This is a genomic window from Glaciecola sp. G7-5 (assembly GCF_055808975.1).
This window is the reverse complement of record NZ_CM147892.1, coordinates 2,916,367-2,934,365: the sequence shown is the minus strand read 5'-3', so window position 1 is coordinate 2,934,365 and position 17,999 is coordinate 2,916,367. Positions and strand designations below refer to the sequence as shown.

14 protein-coding genes are annotated in these 17,999 nt (G+C 40.9%); 3 read left to right on the top strand and 11 right to left on the bottom strand.

Going from position 1 to position 17,999, the window contains the following annotated elements:
• A complete protein-coding gene (locus AC0L6H_RS12920; protein WP_473389432.1) occupies window positions 1-2,541 on the bottom strand; it encodes an efflux RND transporter permease subunit in 2,541 nt (846 codons plus the stop codon).
• A gap of 324 nt (window positions 2,542-2,865) precedes the next feature.
• Between AC0L6H_RS12920 and AC0L6H_RS12915 the strand changes: the two genes are divergently transcribed.
• A complete protein-coding gene (locus tag AC0L6H_RS12915; RefSeq protein WP_473389431.1) occupies window positions 2,866-3,270 on the top strand; it encodes a hypothetical protein in 405 nt (134 codons plus the stop codon).
• 21 nt (window positions 3,271-3,291) lie between these two features.
• On the opposite strand, the gene corA is transcribed toward AC0L6H_RS12915, so the two are convergent.
• The 9 genes from corA to AC0L6H_RS12870 form a co-directional block, all read right to left on the bottom strand.
• A complete protein-coding gene (gene corA / locus AC0L6H_RS12910) occupies window positions 3,292-4,362 on the bottom strand; it encodes a magnesium/cobalt transporter CorA (RefSeq protein WP_473389430.1) in 1,071 nt (356 codons plus the stop codon).
• 47 nt (window positions 4,363-4,409) lie between these two features.
• A complete protein-coding gene (locus AC0L6H_RS12905; protein ID WP_473389429.1) occupies window positions 4,410-5,726 on the bottom strand; it encodes an NAD(P)/FAD-dependent oxidoreductase in 1,317 nt (438 codons plus the stop codon).
• A 453-nt stretch (window positions 5,727-6,179) separates the two neighbouring features.
• Window positions 6,180-6,755, bottom strand: a complete 576-nt coding sequence (locus AC0L6H_RS12900) for a sigma-70 family RNA polymerase sigma factor (RefSeq protein WP_473389428.1) — start codon at window positions 6,753-6,755, stop codon at window positions 6,180-6,182.
• A gap of 11 nt (window positions 6,756-6,766) precedes the next feature.
• On the bottom strand, window positions 6,767-7,609 hold the full coding sequence (locus AC0L6H_RS12895) for a mechanosensitive ion channel family protein (protein ID WP_473389427.1): 843 nt from the start codon (window positions 7,607-7,609) through the stop codon (window positions 6,767-6,769).
• Window positions 7,610-7,617: 8 nt separating this feature from the next.
• Complete coding sequence (locus AC0L6H_RS12890) at window positions 7,618-7,878, bottom strand: hypothetical protein (RefSeq protein WP_473389426.1); 261 nt, start codon at window positions 7,876-7,878, stop codon at window positions 7,618-7,620.
• 58 nt (window positions 7,879-7,936) lie between these two features.
• Entirely contained in the window at window positions 7,937-9,406 is a 1,470-nt protein-coding gene (locus AC0L6H_RS12885) for an OmpA family protein (RefSeq protein ID WP_473389425.1), read from the bottom strand.
• A gap of 91 nt (window positions 9,407-9,497) precedes the next feature.
• Window positions 9,498-10,403 carry a 30S ribosomal protein S6--L-glutamate ligase gene (gene rimK, locus AC0L6H_RS12880; RefSeq protein WP_473389424.1) on the bottom strand — a complete coding sequence of 302 codons (906 nt, stop codon included), beginning with the start codon at window positions 10,401-10,403 and terminating at the stop codon, window positions 9,498-9,500.
• 197 nt (window positions 10,404-10,600) lie between these two features.
• A complete protein-coding gene (locus AC0L6H_RS12875) occupies window positions 10,601-12,184 on the bottom strand; it encodes a S8 family peptidase (protein WP_473389423.1) in 1,584 nt (527 codons plus the stop codon).
• 21 nt (window positions 12,185-12,205) lie between these two features.
• Window positions 12,206-13,030: a hypothetical protein gene (locus AC0L6H_RS12870; protein WP_473389422.1), complete on the bottom strand. Its 825-nt coding sequence runs from the start codon at window positions 13,028-13,030 to the stop codon at window positions 12,206-12,208.
• 321 nt (window positions 13,031-13,351) lie between these two features.
• Between AC0L6H_RS12870 and AC0L6H_RS12865 the strand changes: the two genes are divergently transcribed.
• Together AC0L6H_RS12865 and pelA are read left to right on the top strand one after the other, a co-directional pair.
• A complete protein-coding gene (locus tag AC0L6H_RS12865; protein WP_473389420.1) occupies window positions 13,352-14,428 on the top strand; it encodes a pectinesterase family protein in 1,077 nt (358 codons plus the stop codon).
• Window positions 14,415-16,541 carry a pectate lyase gene (pelA, locus tag AC0L6H_RS12860; protein ID WP_473389419.1) on the top strand — a complete coding sequence of 709 codons (2,127 nt, stop codon included), beginning with the start codon at window positions 14,415-14,417 and terminating at the stop codon, window positions 16,539-16,541. Before AC0L6H_RS12865 ends, pelA begins: the two co-directional genes overlap by 14 nt.
• Before the next feature lie 49 nt (window positions 16,542-16,590).
• Here the strand turns inward: pelA and AC0L6H_RS12855 are convergent, their stop codons facing one another.
• Window positions 16,591-17,964 (bottom strand): glycoside hydrolase family 28 protein, encoded by a 1,374-nt coding sequence (locus AC0L6H_RS12855; protein ID WP_473389418.1) that lies wholly within the window; start codon window positions 17,962-17,964, stop codon window positions 16,591-16,593.
• Window positions 17,965-17,999 lie beyond the last annotated feature (35 nt).

The window sequence follows — 17,999 nt, the reverse complement described above, 5'->3', positions numbered from 1 at the left end:
TTATTCCTTTGAATTAAATACATAACGTTTACCCATGGTCATCACCGCAGGCAAAATTAATAATGTTACTAGGGCTGATATCGCCATAATACTGGCTAAAAAGATACCTACCGTAATATAGGGTACTAACGGGGCAAACAATAACGGCGTGAATCCAAGTGCGATAACAAGCGCATTACGGGTAATGGCTGTAGCGGGTTCGTCAAACATCAGCGCAAAGGTTTGCTTGATGTCTTGGCAGTTTTTATACACCTCACGGGCTCGCTCCAAAAAGTGAATCGCAAAATCAACCGATAAACCCAAAGTTAAGGCAGACAGCACCGCAATGGGCATATCATAATCTTTACCGATGATGCCAATAAGACCATAAATAAAGGTAATCGTAATGGTCAACGGCAACATTGCTAATAAGCCAAAAACGACCGAGCGGAATAATAACGTCATCATGATAAATACAATGATGAAGGCGCCCACCAAGCTATCAAGCATACCGGCGACCATATTATCTTGCCAAACCACATTAATATAAGCCTTTCCCGCCCAGCCTAAACTGATATTGTCTGGCAATTTATTGTTAGCTATGTAGTCATCAACAAGCGAAATAACTTTGCTCATGTCTTGATTGTCGCCCGAACTTAACTGCAGCCAAATGAGTGATTGCTGATAATCTGGCGTCACAAAATGCCATAAATCACCGGGGCGATGTGACGACTGATATTGCAACAAGCTTTGTGCCACAGCTTGTGTTGAATTAGGTATTTGATAATCACTATCATTGCCAGAACGCAGTTCACGGTTAACGATTTTACTTACATCCGCAAGTGAATTTGATTTACCAACTAAACCCGATTCTTGCAAATAGCTTTGCAGTGACGCCATGTATTGAAGTAGCTCTGGAGATTGAAAAGCTTTGGATTGACTCAAACTACTTTCTATCTCATCCATAAGTCCCAATAAATAACGCTCTTCATCGGCCCTTAGCTGCGTGAACAATTTATCGTCAATATTGATAATGGCTTGTTGATATTGTTCATTAAGCGCCTGCCCTGCCAAGCCGTCTTGTTGTTCGCTCACCCAGCCGCGTAAGCTATCAGGCAGATTCTGCTGCATAAGCTCTTCAAGTGGTTGCAATGAATCGTTTGCACTAAGCACTATGTAGGCGTCGTAGGTGCCAGCAAAATTTTCGTTAAGTACTTTATCGGCCACTCTAATTTCATGGCTTTGTTTAAACCACCTGACGGGATTGTCGTTAATTTGTATTTGCGTGATTCCCCATACCGATACAACAAAAATGCTCGCAAAAGCGAATATCAACATGCCTTTGAATTTAAGCGCAAAGCCACCTAATGATTTAGCAAATTGAGCAATTTTGCTGCCGCCTTGGCTGTCATGCATGACATCTTGAAGTTTCTCAAGAGAAGCGACATTCATCCGCCGCAAATACGCAGGCATAAAAGTGATGGTAATAACAAACGCGAGCAATATGCCGCTACCCACAAAAGCACCAAATATTTGAACTGGGGGGATGGGCGTTAGCATTAGCGAGTAAAAGCCCACAGACGAGGTAATTGAGGTATATAGCATGGGCGTAAACAAGTGCCCTACCACTTCTTCAATAGTAGCCTGTAAATCTTGGCCGGGTTTATATCGGTCGCTAAATTCAGACAAAATATGCACGGAGTCAACCACCGCGATGGGCATCAAGAAAATAGCAATCATTGACGACATAATGTGGACGGTATACCCCATGCCTATTAAAGCGCCCATCGTGATTAACACTGCCGACATTGCAACAATCATAGGGGCGATAATGAGCGGGATGTTTCTGAAGAAGATAAACAGTAGGATGAATATAGTAAGGCCGGCCAAAGGGGCTGATATCCCCATTTGAATGAACATTTCGAAACCAAACTGGTCTTCAGCAACTGGTAAACCGGTGATGTACCACTTTGCAGGACTGTCTAATTGCTTGACCTGATCGCGGATTTGCTCGGCAATTTTGTAGCTCTGGTTTTTATCTACTATGGGTACATAAATAGCCGCTGCCTTGCCATTTGTAGACACAATCGTGTCTTGTAACAAAGGCAGTCGCGCCAAAGAAGCTTGTATTTGAGCACTCTCTTCAAGGCTTTGAGGCGGCTTATCCATCATCCATTCAAACCTGATTGTACCCGGCCCTGCTTGGGTGATGTTATCTACGGTAGAAATGGACATGACATCCGCTGAAACGACACCCTCAATTGACAATATTGTCTCTGTGATGTCATATATGTCAGTCAATAGCTTTGGCGTAAAAACACCCGATTCATCATTGCTAACAAGGCCAACCACAATAGCATCGTACATCGTAAAGTCAGACTTCACTTGATTATGAAATACTCTAGCCGGATGCTCTGAATCTAGCATATTCTCTGGGTCGGTATCGATTTGGATGCGTTGTATTTGGGCGCTAAACACTAGCACTAATAGCAGTAAAATGAGGTAAACCATTTTCGGTTTTTGGGTGCAAAAATGGACAAGATTCTTAGTTTTACTTTTCATATTTGGCTTTATTTTTAACGACAATAAAAACACTTCAACAAGTTCTATGCCAGCTTATAAAAAATTTATAATTTAGTGGCTAACCAGTAGTGGTTTTAAAGAGTGAATAAAAAAATGAATTAACAAATAAACTTTTCGTTCATTTTTTAAGTTCGTATTTAAGCTACTTTTCGGTCTCCACCTTGCTATTATTTTTTCCCTTTAAATATCATGTAGATAAAATTAAGCACAATGTTGGCAAGCTTCATGCAAAACATACTATAAGAACGAAAATAATGTGATGAAGAAAATAATCAATCACAAAGCAAATGGAGTAAATTAAGTATGAACGCAACATTTGGTGCGATTTTAGCGGGCAGCGCTTTAGCAGGTAGTGTGATGTTAATCGGCTCATTATTTGAATTAGAATTAAATGAAAGCCGCGGTCTATCTAGTGATATAAAACCTTCAGAGCAAATGGCAGTGAAGCGCAGTGTTTCCTCCAACGCGCCGCAGTCCTATATTGTTCATTCGAATAACTTTGAAAAGGTAGTAGAAGAAGTACAGGCGATTGGTGGACAAGTCGCAAATACATACCCAATAATTAACGCGGTTAATGCCAAGCTAACAACTGAGCAATACCAACAACTATCGACCACAAACGACCTTACCGTGTCATTAGATACCGGCATGATGACGAGTGATATAAATACGCCATTAAAAGCGAGTTACGTCAGAAATGAATACTAATTAGGCGCTTTTATACTCTATTTAAATCCATTTTTTACGTCTAAAAAAGTACAACATTGCGCTAATGGTCACGGCAATTACAGCTAAGACCATTACATAGCCATATTTCCACGAAAGTTCGGGCATATTAAAGGGGCTCGCATTGTTGCTAAAGTTCATTCCATAAAGGCCAACGATGAACGTAGGTGGAATAAAAATAGTCGTAAATATCGTTAAAAACTTCATTACATCGTTGAGCTTAAGGCTAACGCTCGTGAGGTAGAGTTCCATTAGGCCCGATGTCATTTCGTGGTAGGTTTCTAGCATCTCCATGATTGAAATAACGTGGTCGTAACAGTCTCGAAGATGCAAAAGCGTGGTTTCACAGAGCAAAGGATTATCGTCTGCACGCAACAATTCATTGACCACTTCTCGTTGCGGCCATAAACGTCGTCGAATCAACAGCAGTTCACGACGAAGTTGGTGAATTTCTGCTAATAAACGTTCATTCTTAGTTTCTAACAACTCATCTTCAAGCCCTTGTATTTTATCGGAGTAGGCTTCAAGTAAGGGAAAACCAAAATCAATCACCGTATCAATTAGGGCATACATGAGGTAGTCGGTTTTTTGTTTACGCAGTTTACCTATGTTCTTACCTAAGCGTTCAACTACTGCTTTAAAAGGATTTGTGCTGCCTGTTACAAAGGAAATAAGAGTATTATGAGCGAGAAACAAACTAACTTGTTCGATATGCGCATTGCCATCTTGTTTTAGTGGCAAACTCATAATGAGAAATATCTGTTGGTCGTTAATTTCACTTTTCGGTCGCTGCCCAACATTCAGAATATCCTCTACATACAATTCGTGAATACCAAAACTTTTCGCAAGCTGCTTCATCGTATTGTTTGAAGGATCGCCTTGTACGTGTATCCACGTAGAAGAATTGCTTTGGATAAAATCTTTGCATTTTTCAACACCAACATCGGCAAAGGCGTCAAAATGCTCCTGATTGTAGTCATAGAGATTTACGCTATAAACTTTATTGTTGTCGTTAACATTCAATGTGCCGGGCTTCGTGCCAGGTGTATGATACTTTTTATTAAATAATTTCATTGCCCAGCCTCGTGTTAGCAAATCGAATTAACAACTAAAATATTGGTTTAATGTAATTTTAAATTGGGACGTAATTTGTGGTTGATTCGGTTTACCAACATAAACAGCAGGGTTTTGAGCTTCCCGTAAATCACCACTTGGTGCATCCTGTATAAACTAATATAAACAATGCGTGCTAAGCGGCCTTCAATAAACATGCTCCCTTTGGTTAAGTTACCCATTAGGCTGCCTACGGTAGAATAGGTCGAAAGTGACACTAAGGAGCCATAGTCGATATATTCATAGTCGACTTGCGTTTTGTTGTTGTCGAGTAGCTTTAGATTTTTAAACACATGACTGGCCATTTGATGCGCGGATTGTGCACGTGGCGGAACTTTTGCGCCATCAGCCAATATACAGTGTGCACAATCACCTATGGCATAAATGTTTTCATCGCTCGCGCTGACCAAGGTCGGCTGAACAACAAGCTGGTTAATTCTATTGGTTTCAAGACCACCGATGTTGGCTAAAAAGTCGGGCGCTTTTATCCCTGCCGCCCACACAGACATGCGGCTACTAATAAAACGACCGTCTTTGGTGTGTAAACCATCATTACTTACCTGCGACACTGCTGTGTTTAACATTATCTCTACGCCGAGCTTTTCCAGCTCGTGTTTGGTGCTTTCGGCAATTCGTTCAGGTAAGGCTGGTAAGAGCCTGGGACCGGCTTCGATTAATCTCACTTTTAAACGATTGCTCGATAAATGATTATAACCATAGGACGTCAGTAATTCAGACGTTTTATATAGCTCAGCGGCCAATTCAACACCTGTTGCACCGGCACCAACAATCGCAATTTCTAGCGAATTATTACTGTGATCCGACTGCAGCTTCAAAAACTCGTTAAGTAACTTAATATGAAATTTTTGTGCGCTGCGCGGGGAATCTAAAAAGATGCAGTTTTCTTTCGCGCCTTCGGTGCCAAAGTCATTAGTGACTGAGCCCAGCGCAAAGATGAGTTTTTGATATTCGATGTCACGGGCATCTAAAACAAGATTACCCTCATCATCTAATAATGGTGCCAGGGTGATGTTGCGTAATTCTCTGTCAAGTTTGGTCATCGTGCCTAAATGAAATACAAAACCATTTTTAGTACCCAATGACAAATAATCTACGCCGTCAATGTCAGGATCTAAAGAGCCTGCAGCGACTTCATGCAGTAAGGGCTTCCAAATATGTGTCCGGTTTTGATCAACTAAAATGACTTTTTTGTTACTTTTTTTATAATGGCGACCTAATTTTATTGCCAATTCAAGGCCGCCCGCCCCACCGCCAACGATAACAATATTAGAAGACGTGTTTTTATGAACAGTTGGAATAGACAAGGTATTGATTCCATTGGAAATGTTAAGTAAACAATAAACAAAGTACGAAATTACAAGCGTTTCGATAGATTATTATTGTAAACGTAAGTTTAGACTAAGGCTAGAGAACTAAGGTTTTATCTCATTGCGACCTTGTCGATTACCCTTTTAGTGCCTTAAGGAATTGATTTCCTGTTAAATATTTCAATTTTTTTGTGACTTTTAGAACGAAGCTTGCGTCTATGTATATAGCTTAGCTCGTAACGAGTAACGAATACTTGCAGATATGAAAGTTGGGGAAGATGGGGCCATGGATGGCTCTTGCACCGAGGCTGACTATTCCATACTAATGAAAAAAAGCGAAAACATGCATACACACTGTGTTTGTTAGCGATAAAATGGGATAGTTAGCTTTTTTACGCGACTGAACTTAAAAACTGCATCGTAGAAAAAGCATAATAAAAAGTACTATGTTTAACTCTCGTTTGCTTGCTCTACTTTATCTAAGGCCCGCTTAAAACGCATTTTTACGGTACTGAGTTTTTGGCCAATAATCTCTGCAATTTCAGCAAACTCTAAACCGGCTACCACTCTAAAAACGATAATAGACCTGTCTTCGACATTAAGTGAATCAAGCCATTTGTCTATTTTTTCTTTACCTTCACTCATCATATCACCGCCTTCTTGCGCGGGCAGATGAGAAGCTTCGTCAATATCTACGGTATCAAGCTGCTTTTTGCGTAAACGTGTTAAGGCTAAATTATGGGTGATTTTGTATACCCACGTTTTAAAACTGGCGCGTTGTTCAAACCTAACAATATTGTTAAACACGTTAAACATTGCATCGCTAACCGTTTCCTCAGCTTCTTCCATGGAACGTAGGTATCGATAACATACCTTTACTAGCGGTTTATGATATCGATGAAAAAGCACTTCATAGGCTGCTGTCACATAAGGTAATTGGAGTTGGGCGATACGCACCAACTCAGCATCTTCCATTTGAGACAGCCGATCAGAGACACGATCAACACCGTGCTCTGTGGCTTTCATGTCTGATTCCCTTATTTTTGCTTAGCAAGCTTTACAATGGTGAACTTCTTGGTCAGTAACTCTTGATTTGGGATGCTTAACTGCTCACCATCTTTATTCTCAATGAGCGTATTTACGGTGCTTACCATCACAACATTACCCACAAAGTCGTCAAACTTTATCTCGTCCCCTGGGAGTAACTGTTCCCGGGCATAAATGCCCGATACTATGCTATTGGCAATACTTTTTGTGCCCAAGCCTAAAGCTAATGCTAAGGCTACACCTAAGCTAGCAATAAGCACAGTAAAAATGGTATTGAGCAGTTCAGTCTCAAGTTCCAATTGACCCACAACCAAAGAAAAGGTGATAAATAGCACTAGCACCTGAAGCACTCTACCCACAGATGAACCATACTCTACGCCAAAATTCTCGAGTGACGTTTCAACCTGCGCTTTACCTTTCGCGGCAATAAATAGACCCACCAAGGTGATTAGCATCGCACCAAATATCTTCGGTAGATACAATACAAACTCATCTAAAATAGCCGAGAATCTTTCAAGGCCAAGGGTGTCGGCTGCCGCCACTAATATGATCAGAACAAAGAAAATATGTAATATTGCGCCAATTAAGCGCGATGGCGTTGCTTTAAAGCCAAGTGCCTGCAGACCTTTATCGATGTCTAACTTTTTGCATAACTTGTCAAAGCCTACTTTCTCAACAAGCTTTGCTATCCATTTGGTAACAAACTTTGATACATAAAGACCAATGACAACCACCAAAATAGTGGCAATAAGATTGGGTAAAAACCCCGCAATTTCAGTCCAAAACCGAGAAAGTGCATTACTAAATGATTGAGTCCACGCGCTGATATTCATTATTTTTCCTATAATCCATTATTTGATGGTTTGTTGACCGCTGTTTGTTTTTGTTGTTTGTGTAGCGCCAAACGCCTTTTTGCTGAATAAGCTGAAGCGCCAAAGCCTAAAAGAACAACCCAAATCCACCCAACAAAAAGACTCGCCACGTCTTTTACCGCCACCGCTTTTTCGGATTTTTGCAAAACCGCTTTAAGTGCAAGCTTGTCGTCAATAGGTTCTGGATCATCGGGCCAAAGGGCTTTAAGTTGCTCTTCATCGATACTCATCTTAATCTCCAAATAGGCTAAAAAAAAGCGACCTACATAGTAGGCCGCTTTAGATACATTACTTATTCACAATCAAAATTTCAACACGTCTGTTTTCGGCTCGGCCTTCAGCAGTTTCATTTGATGCAACTGGCTTGTCTTTTCCATAACCCGTTGAGGTAACACGGCTACTTTCAATGTCGCTCACCTGAGTAATAAAGTTAGCAACCACTTGTGCTCTTGCTTTTGACAGTTCTAAGTTTAGCTCAGCACTGCCCGTCGAGTCAGTATGACCAGACACTACAACGCTTGCATTTGGGAAGCGTTTAATTGCGTCAGTTATTTTGTTAAGCATCACAAAATTTGAAGATTCGATTTCGCTACCACCAGATTTGAATGAAAAACCTTGCGCACGAATCAACACGTTGTCTAGTTGACGATAAACTGTCGCTTCATCTTCAGAGAACATTGATTGCACTGCTGCAAAACGTGCATCGTCTGCTTTTTTCGCTGCAATTTCTTTTTCACGCAATAGTTGCGCTTGCATTAAGGCTTCTGCCTTGTCGCGCTCAAGTCTGCTTGCCTGAGATTGTGACTCTGCAGTTATGCTTTGTACTTGTGTTTGCGCCGAATCTAATTGTGCACTTAACGACGCATTGCTATTAACCAAAACTGACGCTTGTTGACGCAAACCCGCAACTACTTCTTTGTTGGTATTGTTAAACTGCACGTCTTCATTAAAAGGTGCTACCACCGTGCTTAACTGGTCTTGATACCACAATATTTTTTGTTCTTCATCAAAGTCAGCATTTTCAAAGTAAGCGTGTATATCAGCAATACCTTCGGCCTGCTTAATCAACCATATCGCACGGTTTGAATGAATATTCGCCTTCGCGGTATCGGTTCTATTTGCTTCAAGGGTGTCCATAGCAAGCTTTAGTTCATCTTTTGCTTTAGCAACGGTTCTTGGCGCAACATCGTCTAAATCGGCTTTTTCAGCGTTCGCTACCGATTTTTGTGCGAAACTTAGCATATTCTTTTTAAGGGCCGCTAATTCAATCGCTAAGTACTGATTTTTAAGCGCCTCGATATCACGTTTTGCTTTCGCTTCTTGACCAAACTCTAATTGTGCTATGGCCTTAGCAAAGGTTTGCTCAGCTTCTTCAAATTCTTCTGGAGACACAGTCGCCGCATTTACCACAAGCGCTTTTTCTCTTGCGAGCAAGACTTCCTCAAAAGTATATTTTGCGTTATCCGCTTGCACTCGGGCTGCTTTTGCTCTAGCCACCGCTTCGCTTGCAAGTTTTGCAGCATCGCTTTTACCCGCTTTAGCATCTTTTAAAGCTTCCTCATAAACGCGCTGAGCTTCTTTCATTTGCTCTGGTGCAAAAAACGCTAAATTGTCGTCATTGGCTTTTTGTATAAGCGTACTTGCTTGACTGATATTTGGGTATTGTTCGAAGATATCTTTTTCACTAATTGACGGGCTTGATGCACACCCGCCAAGTAAAATCATGGCTATACTGATACTAACAATTGTTTTTTTCATTTGCGTTTTTCCTTAACAATGGCCGCCACTATTGGCGATTTTGTAGGTAGACGACAAGCTTTTACGAAAAGTCACAATTTATTTTATCTTTTTAACCATTGCCTTGCGTTTTGGTTTTATTGGGTTTTGCGTTCTTTTCAATAAAATCGAAAATCAAGCCAGCTACATCCTTTTTGGTTGCAGTTTCAATACCCTCAAGACCAGGTGAAGAATTCACTTCCATTACCACCGGGCCTCTAGAAGAACGAAGCAAATCTACACCACAAACATTCAGCCCCATAATTTTAGCAGCCTGTACTGCAGTTGCGCGCTCTTTAGGGCTAAGTTTAACCAACACGGCACTACCGCCGCGATGCAAGTTTGAACGGAATTCACCCTCTGCACCTTGTCTTTTCATGGCCGCCACGACTTTATCGCCAACTACAAAACAACGAATGTCAGCACCGCCCGCTTCTTTGATAAATTCTTGAATAAGAATGTTGGCTTTAAGCCCCATAAAAGCTTCGACCACCGACTCTGCAGCCTTAGCGGTTTCGGCAAGCACCACCCCAATTCCTTGAGTCCCTTCCAGTAATTTTATCACCACCGGCGCGCCACCTACGTTTTTAATCAGGTCTTTGATGTTATCTGGGCTGTGTGCAAACCCTGTTCGTGGCAAGCCTACCCCTTTTCTTGATAACAACTGCATTGAGCGAAGCTTATCGCGGGAACGGCTAATCGCCACCGATTCGTTAACACAAAAGCTACCGGTCATTTCAAACTGCCTAACCACAGCTGTACCATAAAATGATACTGACGCACCTATTCTTGGAATAACGGCATCGTATTGCGGAAGTTCTTTACCTTTTAACCTAACCACAGGACGGTTACTTGTGATGTCCATATAGCAATGCATTGTGTCTATTACATCAACTTCATGACCTCGCGCTCTACCTGCATCTTGTAGTCTTTTAGTGGAGTAGAGTTTTTTGTTTCGTGAAAGTATCGCAATCTTCATGTTTTTGCCTTTGTGTTAACGTATTGTTATAAGAGAGACAAAGACAAGGGGCGAAAAGTCACAATTTAATTGAAAATAATAGAAAGTAGTTCAGTAATCGTTTTACGACACCTAGGCGGATAGACCAGAAACAAAGCGTTTTGAAAAAAAAACGGCGAAACAAATGTTCCACCGTTTTTATTCAAAGATATTTCCTGTTATTCGTGGTCAACCCATTCTCTGGCAATGGAGTCAGCGTTAAACAAAGAGCTCGTCCAAAGTTGTGAGTCTGCATCAAATGTTCTGTTGCGCCAAAGTTGCGAGTCTGAATCGAATGTTCTATTGCGCCATAATTGCGAGTCGGTATATACGCCAGACCATGCTAAGCCTTCAACACCCGGAATATGGAAATTACCATCTTCTTCGTTGATTCGCGCTGGCCCAATAAAGTGCTCTTCACCCGATAAATCATTGGCAATAGAAAGCCCCGCGTTACTACAACCTGTCTCGGTACTCTCGATTGCGGCCATCGCATCAACTAATCCTGCGCCTTGTTGAAATATACTGAAGGCTAAATCACCATTGTCATTCGTCGCAGCTCTAGCAGTAGAGATCAGGCGGCATTTTATGTCATCAGGCGATAAATTAGGGTTTGCTTGCAGCATTAGTGCAACTATACCGGTGGTAACCGCTGTTGATTGTGATGAACCTGACATTTCGTAGTAGTTGTGATATTCGTTATTTTTTTCATTATATAGCGGAAACGACGTACGAATAAGTGAGCCTGCACTAATTAAACCCTGGATATGACCACCGGGTGCAACTAACTCTGGCTTTACAAAGCCTTCGTAAGTTGGTCCTGCACTTGAAAAGGTAGTCACAAAATCATCATTTAAATTATCAGGAGTGTAGTTGTCTGACATCGCCCCAACGGTAATTACGTATGGCGTATTGCCTGGCACGCCAATGGTCATTGCATCTGGACCGCAGTTACCAGCAGCCGCAACAACCGTGATCCCCGCTTGCCATGCTCTCATTAGAGCTTGGTTAAGTGGATCGTCCCAATAATATGAGCTAGGAAGCGCACTAAACGAGAGGTTTAATACTTGGATGTTTAACCTGTCTTTGTTTTCGACTACGTACTCAACAGCCTTAATGATGTCTAGGTAACTAGATTGTCCCTGCGTATCAAATGCTTTCACCAATACGAGGTTAACGTCAGGTGCAATACCGTTAAAACCGCCGGTTTCATTACCGTTTTCATCTATACTGCGGCTTGAGTTGGCAATAATACTGGTTAAATGAGTACCATGACCGTTTCCATCATCTGGGTTATCTGTGACTAAAGTTGCCGGGGCAACTAAGAACCCATCATCATTTAGTACTAATGTCTCGTTATGAAAGTATCTATCAACAATACTGACATTAGTCATCTCTCTGGTAGTGTTGCCTGTTTTATATACAACTTCTTCTATCCACCTTAAACCTGTATCTAAAATCGCAACGGTCACACCTTCGCCAGTCAAGCCCATTTGATGTGCTTCATCCGCGCGTACAAGCGTTGGAAAGTGTGTATCTCTATTGCGACCTTGTGCATAGGTTTTAAGCGGTACAATAACGTTTTGTTTTTCACCACTATCAAAGTTTACTTCTAAATCGTAAAGATCAGTAGAGACTGATGCTAATGACTCGAAACCAAGTTTGACCTTTATTGGTGTATTTGCCTGAATATCTGCTGGAGTAGATAAACTCAGTACACTACCACTTTGTTCAAATGAAACCGGTGTGTCATTAATCGACAACGTGCTTATCGCATTGTTGCCCTATGGATAAAGCACTTTTATTTGTGATAAAGCTTGAGGGAAGCTTTTCACATTCGCTACCGTCCAATCAACTTCATTGCTTTGTGCATAAAACTTAAGTTTTCCAGAAACCTTACCTAAGTCTGTCTCATCAGAATCTACAATTGGCTTCGACGTTTCACTTGTGTCATTAGTTGCAATCGTTTCTGTACTTGTTTGTGCAAAGCTTTCATCAAGCGTTTCAGAAAAAGCAATTTGGTAATTACTCGGAACAGTATCATTTACTTCTTCAAACCTAATCTTAACTTTAATTATTTGTCCAGGTCCAAACTCAGCTTGTTCGTTTTCCGCCAATTCTAGCGTATCGTTTAAGCTAATTGACTCTGCAGATAATCTTTGACCATTTATCTTAACCCACTTTATTTTTTTGTTATCACTAGGCATATTTAAGCTGAGTGAATCGATAGTAATAAAACTATTACTAGAATTAATTCCTTTCCAAAGAATAATATTACGTTCTAAATCAAATGTGACATTGTCGCTTGAAAAACTTTGAACAGCACTGGCGACTTCAATACTTTGGTCCTTAAAAGACCTTATAATTGGATTTAGTTTTTTAATCGCGCTTAACTGATGTGCTGATAAGCGCACAGAAATAGCTTCGATGACTGAGTATTCGTGAATAATCTCGCCGCCCACACTTTCAACATCTTTTAAGATGGTCGCTTTTTTTGCACCTTGCAAAATATATTCAGTAAGCTCTTCTTTAGCGGGCTGACCGCTTAAGCCTGAATTGATTACAAGCGCTAGTGCGACTGCTCCTGCTAATGCTACGTATTTTTTCATTCGTACTACACCTGTTGACTTAGGAATCGAAATTTTCGAGCCGCAATTTAAACCCATTGTTATTTAGCGGGTGTTTTACACTTTCCGTGCCATTTGATTTTCGGTTTCTTTTGCTTAAAAATTGCTCATATATAAAGAAAATGAAGTGTTTTTAAAAATGTGAATATTTTTTTGAATGAAAATTTGATTTCTTTTTAAGTAGTAAACAAAACAGCTTATTGCCACCGGTAGCATTTATTGCTAAGATGTTACAATCTCTTCAAATATAGTTGCTTATAACATGCTCACTTTTTCTTTTTTGGAATTTTATTAGCTTCAATTGTGCAGTCTACGGAATATGATGCACTTGTTGATCCTGCAAACGAGAATGCATTTAAGAGCATTAAACAAGCTATCGATGATGCGCCTAGCAATGATGGTGAGCCCTATATTATAAAAATAGCCGCTGGTGACTTTTATGAAAAAATTATTATTAAGAGGAGCAATATTCAATTACTTGGCGCGGGCGCGAATAAAACGCGCTTACATTTTAATGCTTTTTCAGGTCAAGAAATTCCTGTTAGATATCACAATGAATATCCTGAGGTGACAACACAGGACAGAGATACATGGGGTACAAGTTTAAGCGCAACGCTGATAGTAAGAGCCAAGAATTTTAGCGCGCAAGATTTAAGTATTGAAAATTCATTCGATTATCCAAAAAATGACAGCCTGCCCAAAAATCACCCAGACAAAAAGAAACATAGCCAGGCAGTCGCACTGATGCTTGATAAAGGCAGCGACAAAGCGATATTTAAACGTGTCCATTTAAAAGGTTTTCAAGATACCTTATTTGCTGATTCGGGGCGCTCGGTATTTATAAACAGCTATATCTCAGGGCATGTAGACTTTATTTTTGGTGCGGGAAATAGCTTATTTTATCAATCTATTATTCATACCCGTGACCGTCCTGATAAAAGCGGTACTATCGCTTATATCACCGCACCAAGTACGAATATTAAGCAAGCTACCGGTTTTGTTTTTCTTGAATCTCGCTTAAGTAAAGACAAAAACGTTAGGGCTGGCAGTGTTGGCCTCGGCAGACCATGGCACCCTACTACAAGCTTTAAAGATGGTCGCTATGGCGATCCAAATGCAATTGGTCACACTTTGTTTATTAATACTTGGATGGATGATCACATTCAAAAAGATCCATGGCACGACATGGGCGCTTGGGCAAAAGATGGCTCAAGAATGACATACAAAGGTGCTGATGCTAGATTTTATGAATACAATAGTAGTGGGCCTGGTGCACACAATACAGAATCACGAAGAAGGTTAACCGAAAAGCAAATGCGTCAGTTTTCTTCAATCGTTAAGCTACTAGATGGCTGGGATCCAATAAATGAAAATAACTAAATCAGCGAGCATTACGCTAATACTTAGCGTGATCTTATGCATCGTTTCTTGCGCGCATAAACGACAACTTCTACCCCTCCAATCTGACGAACTAGATGCATTTACCATACAAAGTCAGTTTGAAAAGTTAAGCGGTCAATATCCTTTTATAAGTCCTGTGCAAACGCATCCGCAAGATAATGGCGTAACGGCTCACCACAATATACTTTACAAAAGAAGCCCTAGTTCTGAACTTTACCTTGACTTATTCTTGCCTAAGCAAACTGCACATTTGCGACCAGTTGTCGTATTTGTGCATGGCGGCGCTTGGCGGACCGGCCATCGTTCACATCACAATGAAACTGCATCCTACCTTGCCACACAAAACTTTGTGGCTGTGACAATAGATTACCGCCTATCTAGAGAAGCTTTATACCCAGCGGCACTCGAAGATATTAGCGACGCCATAAAATGGCTTCAAACACATCACAAAGAATATGGCATTGACCCAAACAAGATTGTCATTAGTGGGGCTTCTTCTGGCGCGCACTTAGCGACGGTCATTGCTACGCAGCAAAGCAAGTATGGCCAAGTGCAAGGCTTGATTAATATCGATGGCGTTCCTGATTTAAGCTCTGCGGAATCTCGTTCATTTGAAGACAATCCCAATAAGACGTCTTATGCAGCCTTATGGCTTGGTGGGCGCTTTGCACAAATCCCTAAAATTTGGGAAGAAGTTTCGCCCATTTTACACGTAGACAAAAACACGCCCCCCACATTGTTTATCAACTCGTCGAAAGAACGCTTTCATACAGGCAGAGATTCTTTTACCCAACAACTGGATGAACTGGGAACTTATTCTAAAGTGCATATGATTGAAGACACACCCCACCCATTTTGGTTGTTTCATCCGTGGGTCGATAACATGCGCCAGTATATTGTTGATTTTCTCAATCATTCGTTTGCACAAAGCATTGTCACGCAGCCACAATTTTTAAGTCTTGAAGATTCAGTAAAACAAGCCAACCCAAATCATTTTAACCTATCTGAGTGGCAGAAATACCTAGATAAAAATAAGACAGTTGAAGAAAAAGACAGGGCTAATATGAGAAAAGAGCTGATTGCAGCCTCTCGCGAAGAACCCATTGTGGCAAACAAAATCAAAAAAGATGACAGCAAACGTTATTGGGAGTCTGTTAAAGACAACGAAGTTATTCCTCTATCTGAAATAAACAACATGATATCGTGGCAAGCCCCAAACGGCGGTTGGTCTAAGAACACTGACTTTTATACATCAAAAAGACAAGTTGCTCAGCATTTCTCAAGCGAACCCAGTTACGTTTCTACGATTGACAATAAAGCCACTATATTGCAAATCTTTCAGCTAAAAACAGCGGTTAAAGCTTATGGGGAAAAACGTATTTCTGAAGCTTTGCACCGTGCCATCGACTTTTTAATTGATGCGCAATTCCCAAATGGTGGCTTTCCACAAGTTTACCCATTGGTTGGCGGTTATCATGACTTAGTGACCTATAACGATGATGCCTTAAGCCTTATTTTTAAAGTTTTTGACGACTTAGTGCATAATCCTGAAGATTATAAGCTTTCTGCTGAATTACTAGCGAAAGTAACAAGATCCTTTGAACTGTTAATTAAGAGATTGGAGCGAGATCAAATACAACTTGCTGATGGCAATGGCGCATGGGGACAACAACATCACCCGCTTGATTTTTCGCTACAACCGGCGAGAGCATATGAGATGGCGAGCCTAGCTACTATGGAAACGGCGAAAATGGTTGATGCACTAATGGACTTAACAACAACGACGCCCAGTATAGATAGCATGATCGTTCGCGCCTGCAAATGGCTAGATAAAACCAAAATGTCAGCAAAGGTATGGCAAAGACACACTGACCGACCAAGCGAAATAATTGATGGAAATAGTGATGACGTTATATGGCCTAGATTTATTTCAGCGACAAGCGGCGTAGCGCTTTTTGGCGACCGAGACGGCAAGGTCTACTTAAGTGTTGATAAAATTTCTATGGAGCGTCAGTTGGGTTATGCCTGGTACCATACAAGCCCCAAAAAAGTCTTAAAGCAATGCAACAAAGAGGCCTATATAAAGCCGTAAATTCGCTGCTAGGTAGTAATAACCTGGAGCAGGAGTGTAGCAGTGAGAATTATATTCTCACTGCTTTACCGTTGACCATCACTGAGGCTTGCATAAAGCCGTCTATATTCTCGATAATACTTTCTTTTTGAGCATTGTCGATTGTGATATTTTTCAAATTTACGCCAGTAATGGGCGTATGATCAAAACCTCTAAGGACAAACGCCCTTTCAGCTTTTTTAACGCGTAAGTCAGAGATATTAATGTTTTCTAACTTGGGTGGGAAGTTACCTGCATCCCCTTCTTCATAATAAAAGTTGATTACAACCGCATTTTTTACCTGTCCAATATCAATATCTCGGTAATTAAGATTATAAAGATGGCCGCCGCGCACCGAGTTGGTTTTAATCCTAATACCCCGTTCTAATTCTGGGCTGCTCATACTGCAATCACGAGCATATAAATTATTAACTCCTCCAGATATCTCGCTGCCTATTACTACGCCACCATGCCCCTCTTTCATCTGACAATTGGCAATTACAATGTTTGAGCATGGCTGTGCAATGCGTCTTCCGTCAGCATTTCGCCCCGACTTAATCGCAATACAATCATCCCCAGTGTCAAAAACACAATTTTCAATTAGCACATCGGTACATGACTCAGGATTACAGCCATCTGAATTAGGCCCATAGCTTTCACAATGCACGTCTTTTACTGTCACGTTTTTACACAAAACAGGATTAACTAACCAAAACGGAGAGTTTTTAATTTCAACCCCTTCAATTAGTACATTGGTGCAGCGGTATGGCTGGATGAGTGGTGGACGTAAATAATTTTCATCAAATACGCGCTCATTTACCGCAACACCTTCTTCTACCATTTCCATTAAGGCGTTTCGGGTATGCTTTTGATTTTCTACATCACTTATTACCCAATCGTCCTTTTTCCACTTTCCTTTCCAAGGCCACCAGTTTGTATTGCTGCCGCCCCCTTCAATAATCCCTTTGCCTGTTATGGCAATATTTGTTTCTTCAAAGGCGTAAATCAGAGGTGAAAACCCCATAAGCTCCATACCTTCCCAACGAGTGAAAACATAGGGTTTATAAAGCTCTGGATTGGGTATGAAGTGCAGCACTGCATCTTGCTCAATGTGCAGATTGATATTGGATTTGAGGTGTATTGGCCCAGTATAATAATTACCTTTTGGAACCACTAATTTACCGCCGCCTTTTTGGGAAAGCGTTTCAATCGCTATTTTAAACACCTCAGTATTATTATTAGCATCACCTTGTTTTGCACCTAAATCAACAATATTAACTGTATTGTCAGGAAAACTAGGCGCGATAATTCTAGCGCGGATAGCTGATTCTTCCTTATCCCAAGGTGATAAGCTTTGTATTTTTTTCTTCGCTAAAACATCCACTAATAGGCAACAGCGCAGCACTAGCAGCGCTTATCCCCATAGCCTTTAATAGTTGT

Coding starts and splice junctions, on each gene's coding strand:
- AC0L6H_RS12920 (WP_473389432.1), bottom strand. CDS start 2,541: ATGAAAAGTAAAACTAAGAATCTTGTCCATTTTTGCACCCAAAAACCG.
- AC0L6H_RS12915 (WP_473389431.1), top strand. CDS start 2,866: ATGAACGCAACATTTGGTGCGATTTTAGCGGGCAGCGCTTTAGCAGGT.
- corA (WP_473389430.1), bottom strand. CDS start 4,362: ATGAAATTATTTAATAAAAAGTATCATACACCTGGCACGAAGCCCGGC.
- AC0L6H_RS12900 (WP_473389428.1), bottom strand. CDS start 6,755: ATGAAAGCCACAGAGCACGGTGTTGATCGTGTCTCTGATCGGCTGTCT.
- AC0L6H_RS12895 (WP_473389427.1), bottom strand. CDS start 7,609: ATGAATATCAGCGCGTGGACTCAATCATTTAGTAATGCACTTTCTCGG.
- AC0L6H_RS12890 (WP_473389426.1), bottom strand. CDS start 7,878: ATGAGTATCGATGAAGAGCAACTTAAAGCCCTTTGGCCCGATGATCCA.
- AC0L6H_RS12885 (WP_473389425.1), bottom strand. CDS start 9,406: ATGAAAAAAACAATTGTTAGTATCAGTATAGCCATGATTTTACTTGGC.
- rimK (WP_473389424.1), bottom strand. CDS start 10,403: ATGAAGATTGCGATACTTTCACGAAACAAAAAACTCTACTCCACTAAA.
- AC0L6H_RS12870 (WP_473389422.1), bottom strand. CDS start 13,030: ATGAAAAAATACGTAGCATTAGCAGGAGCAGTCGCACTAGCGCTTGTA.
- pelA (WP_473389419.1), top strand. CDS start 14,415: ATGAAAATAACTAAATCAGCGAGCATTACGCTAATACTTAGCGTGATC.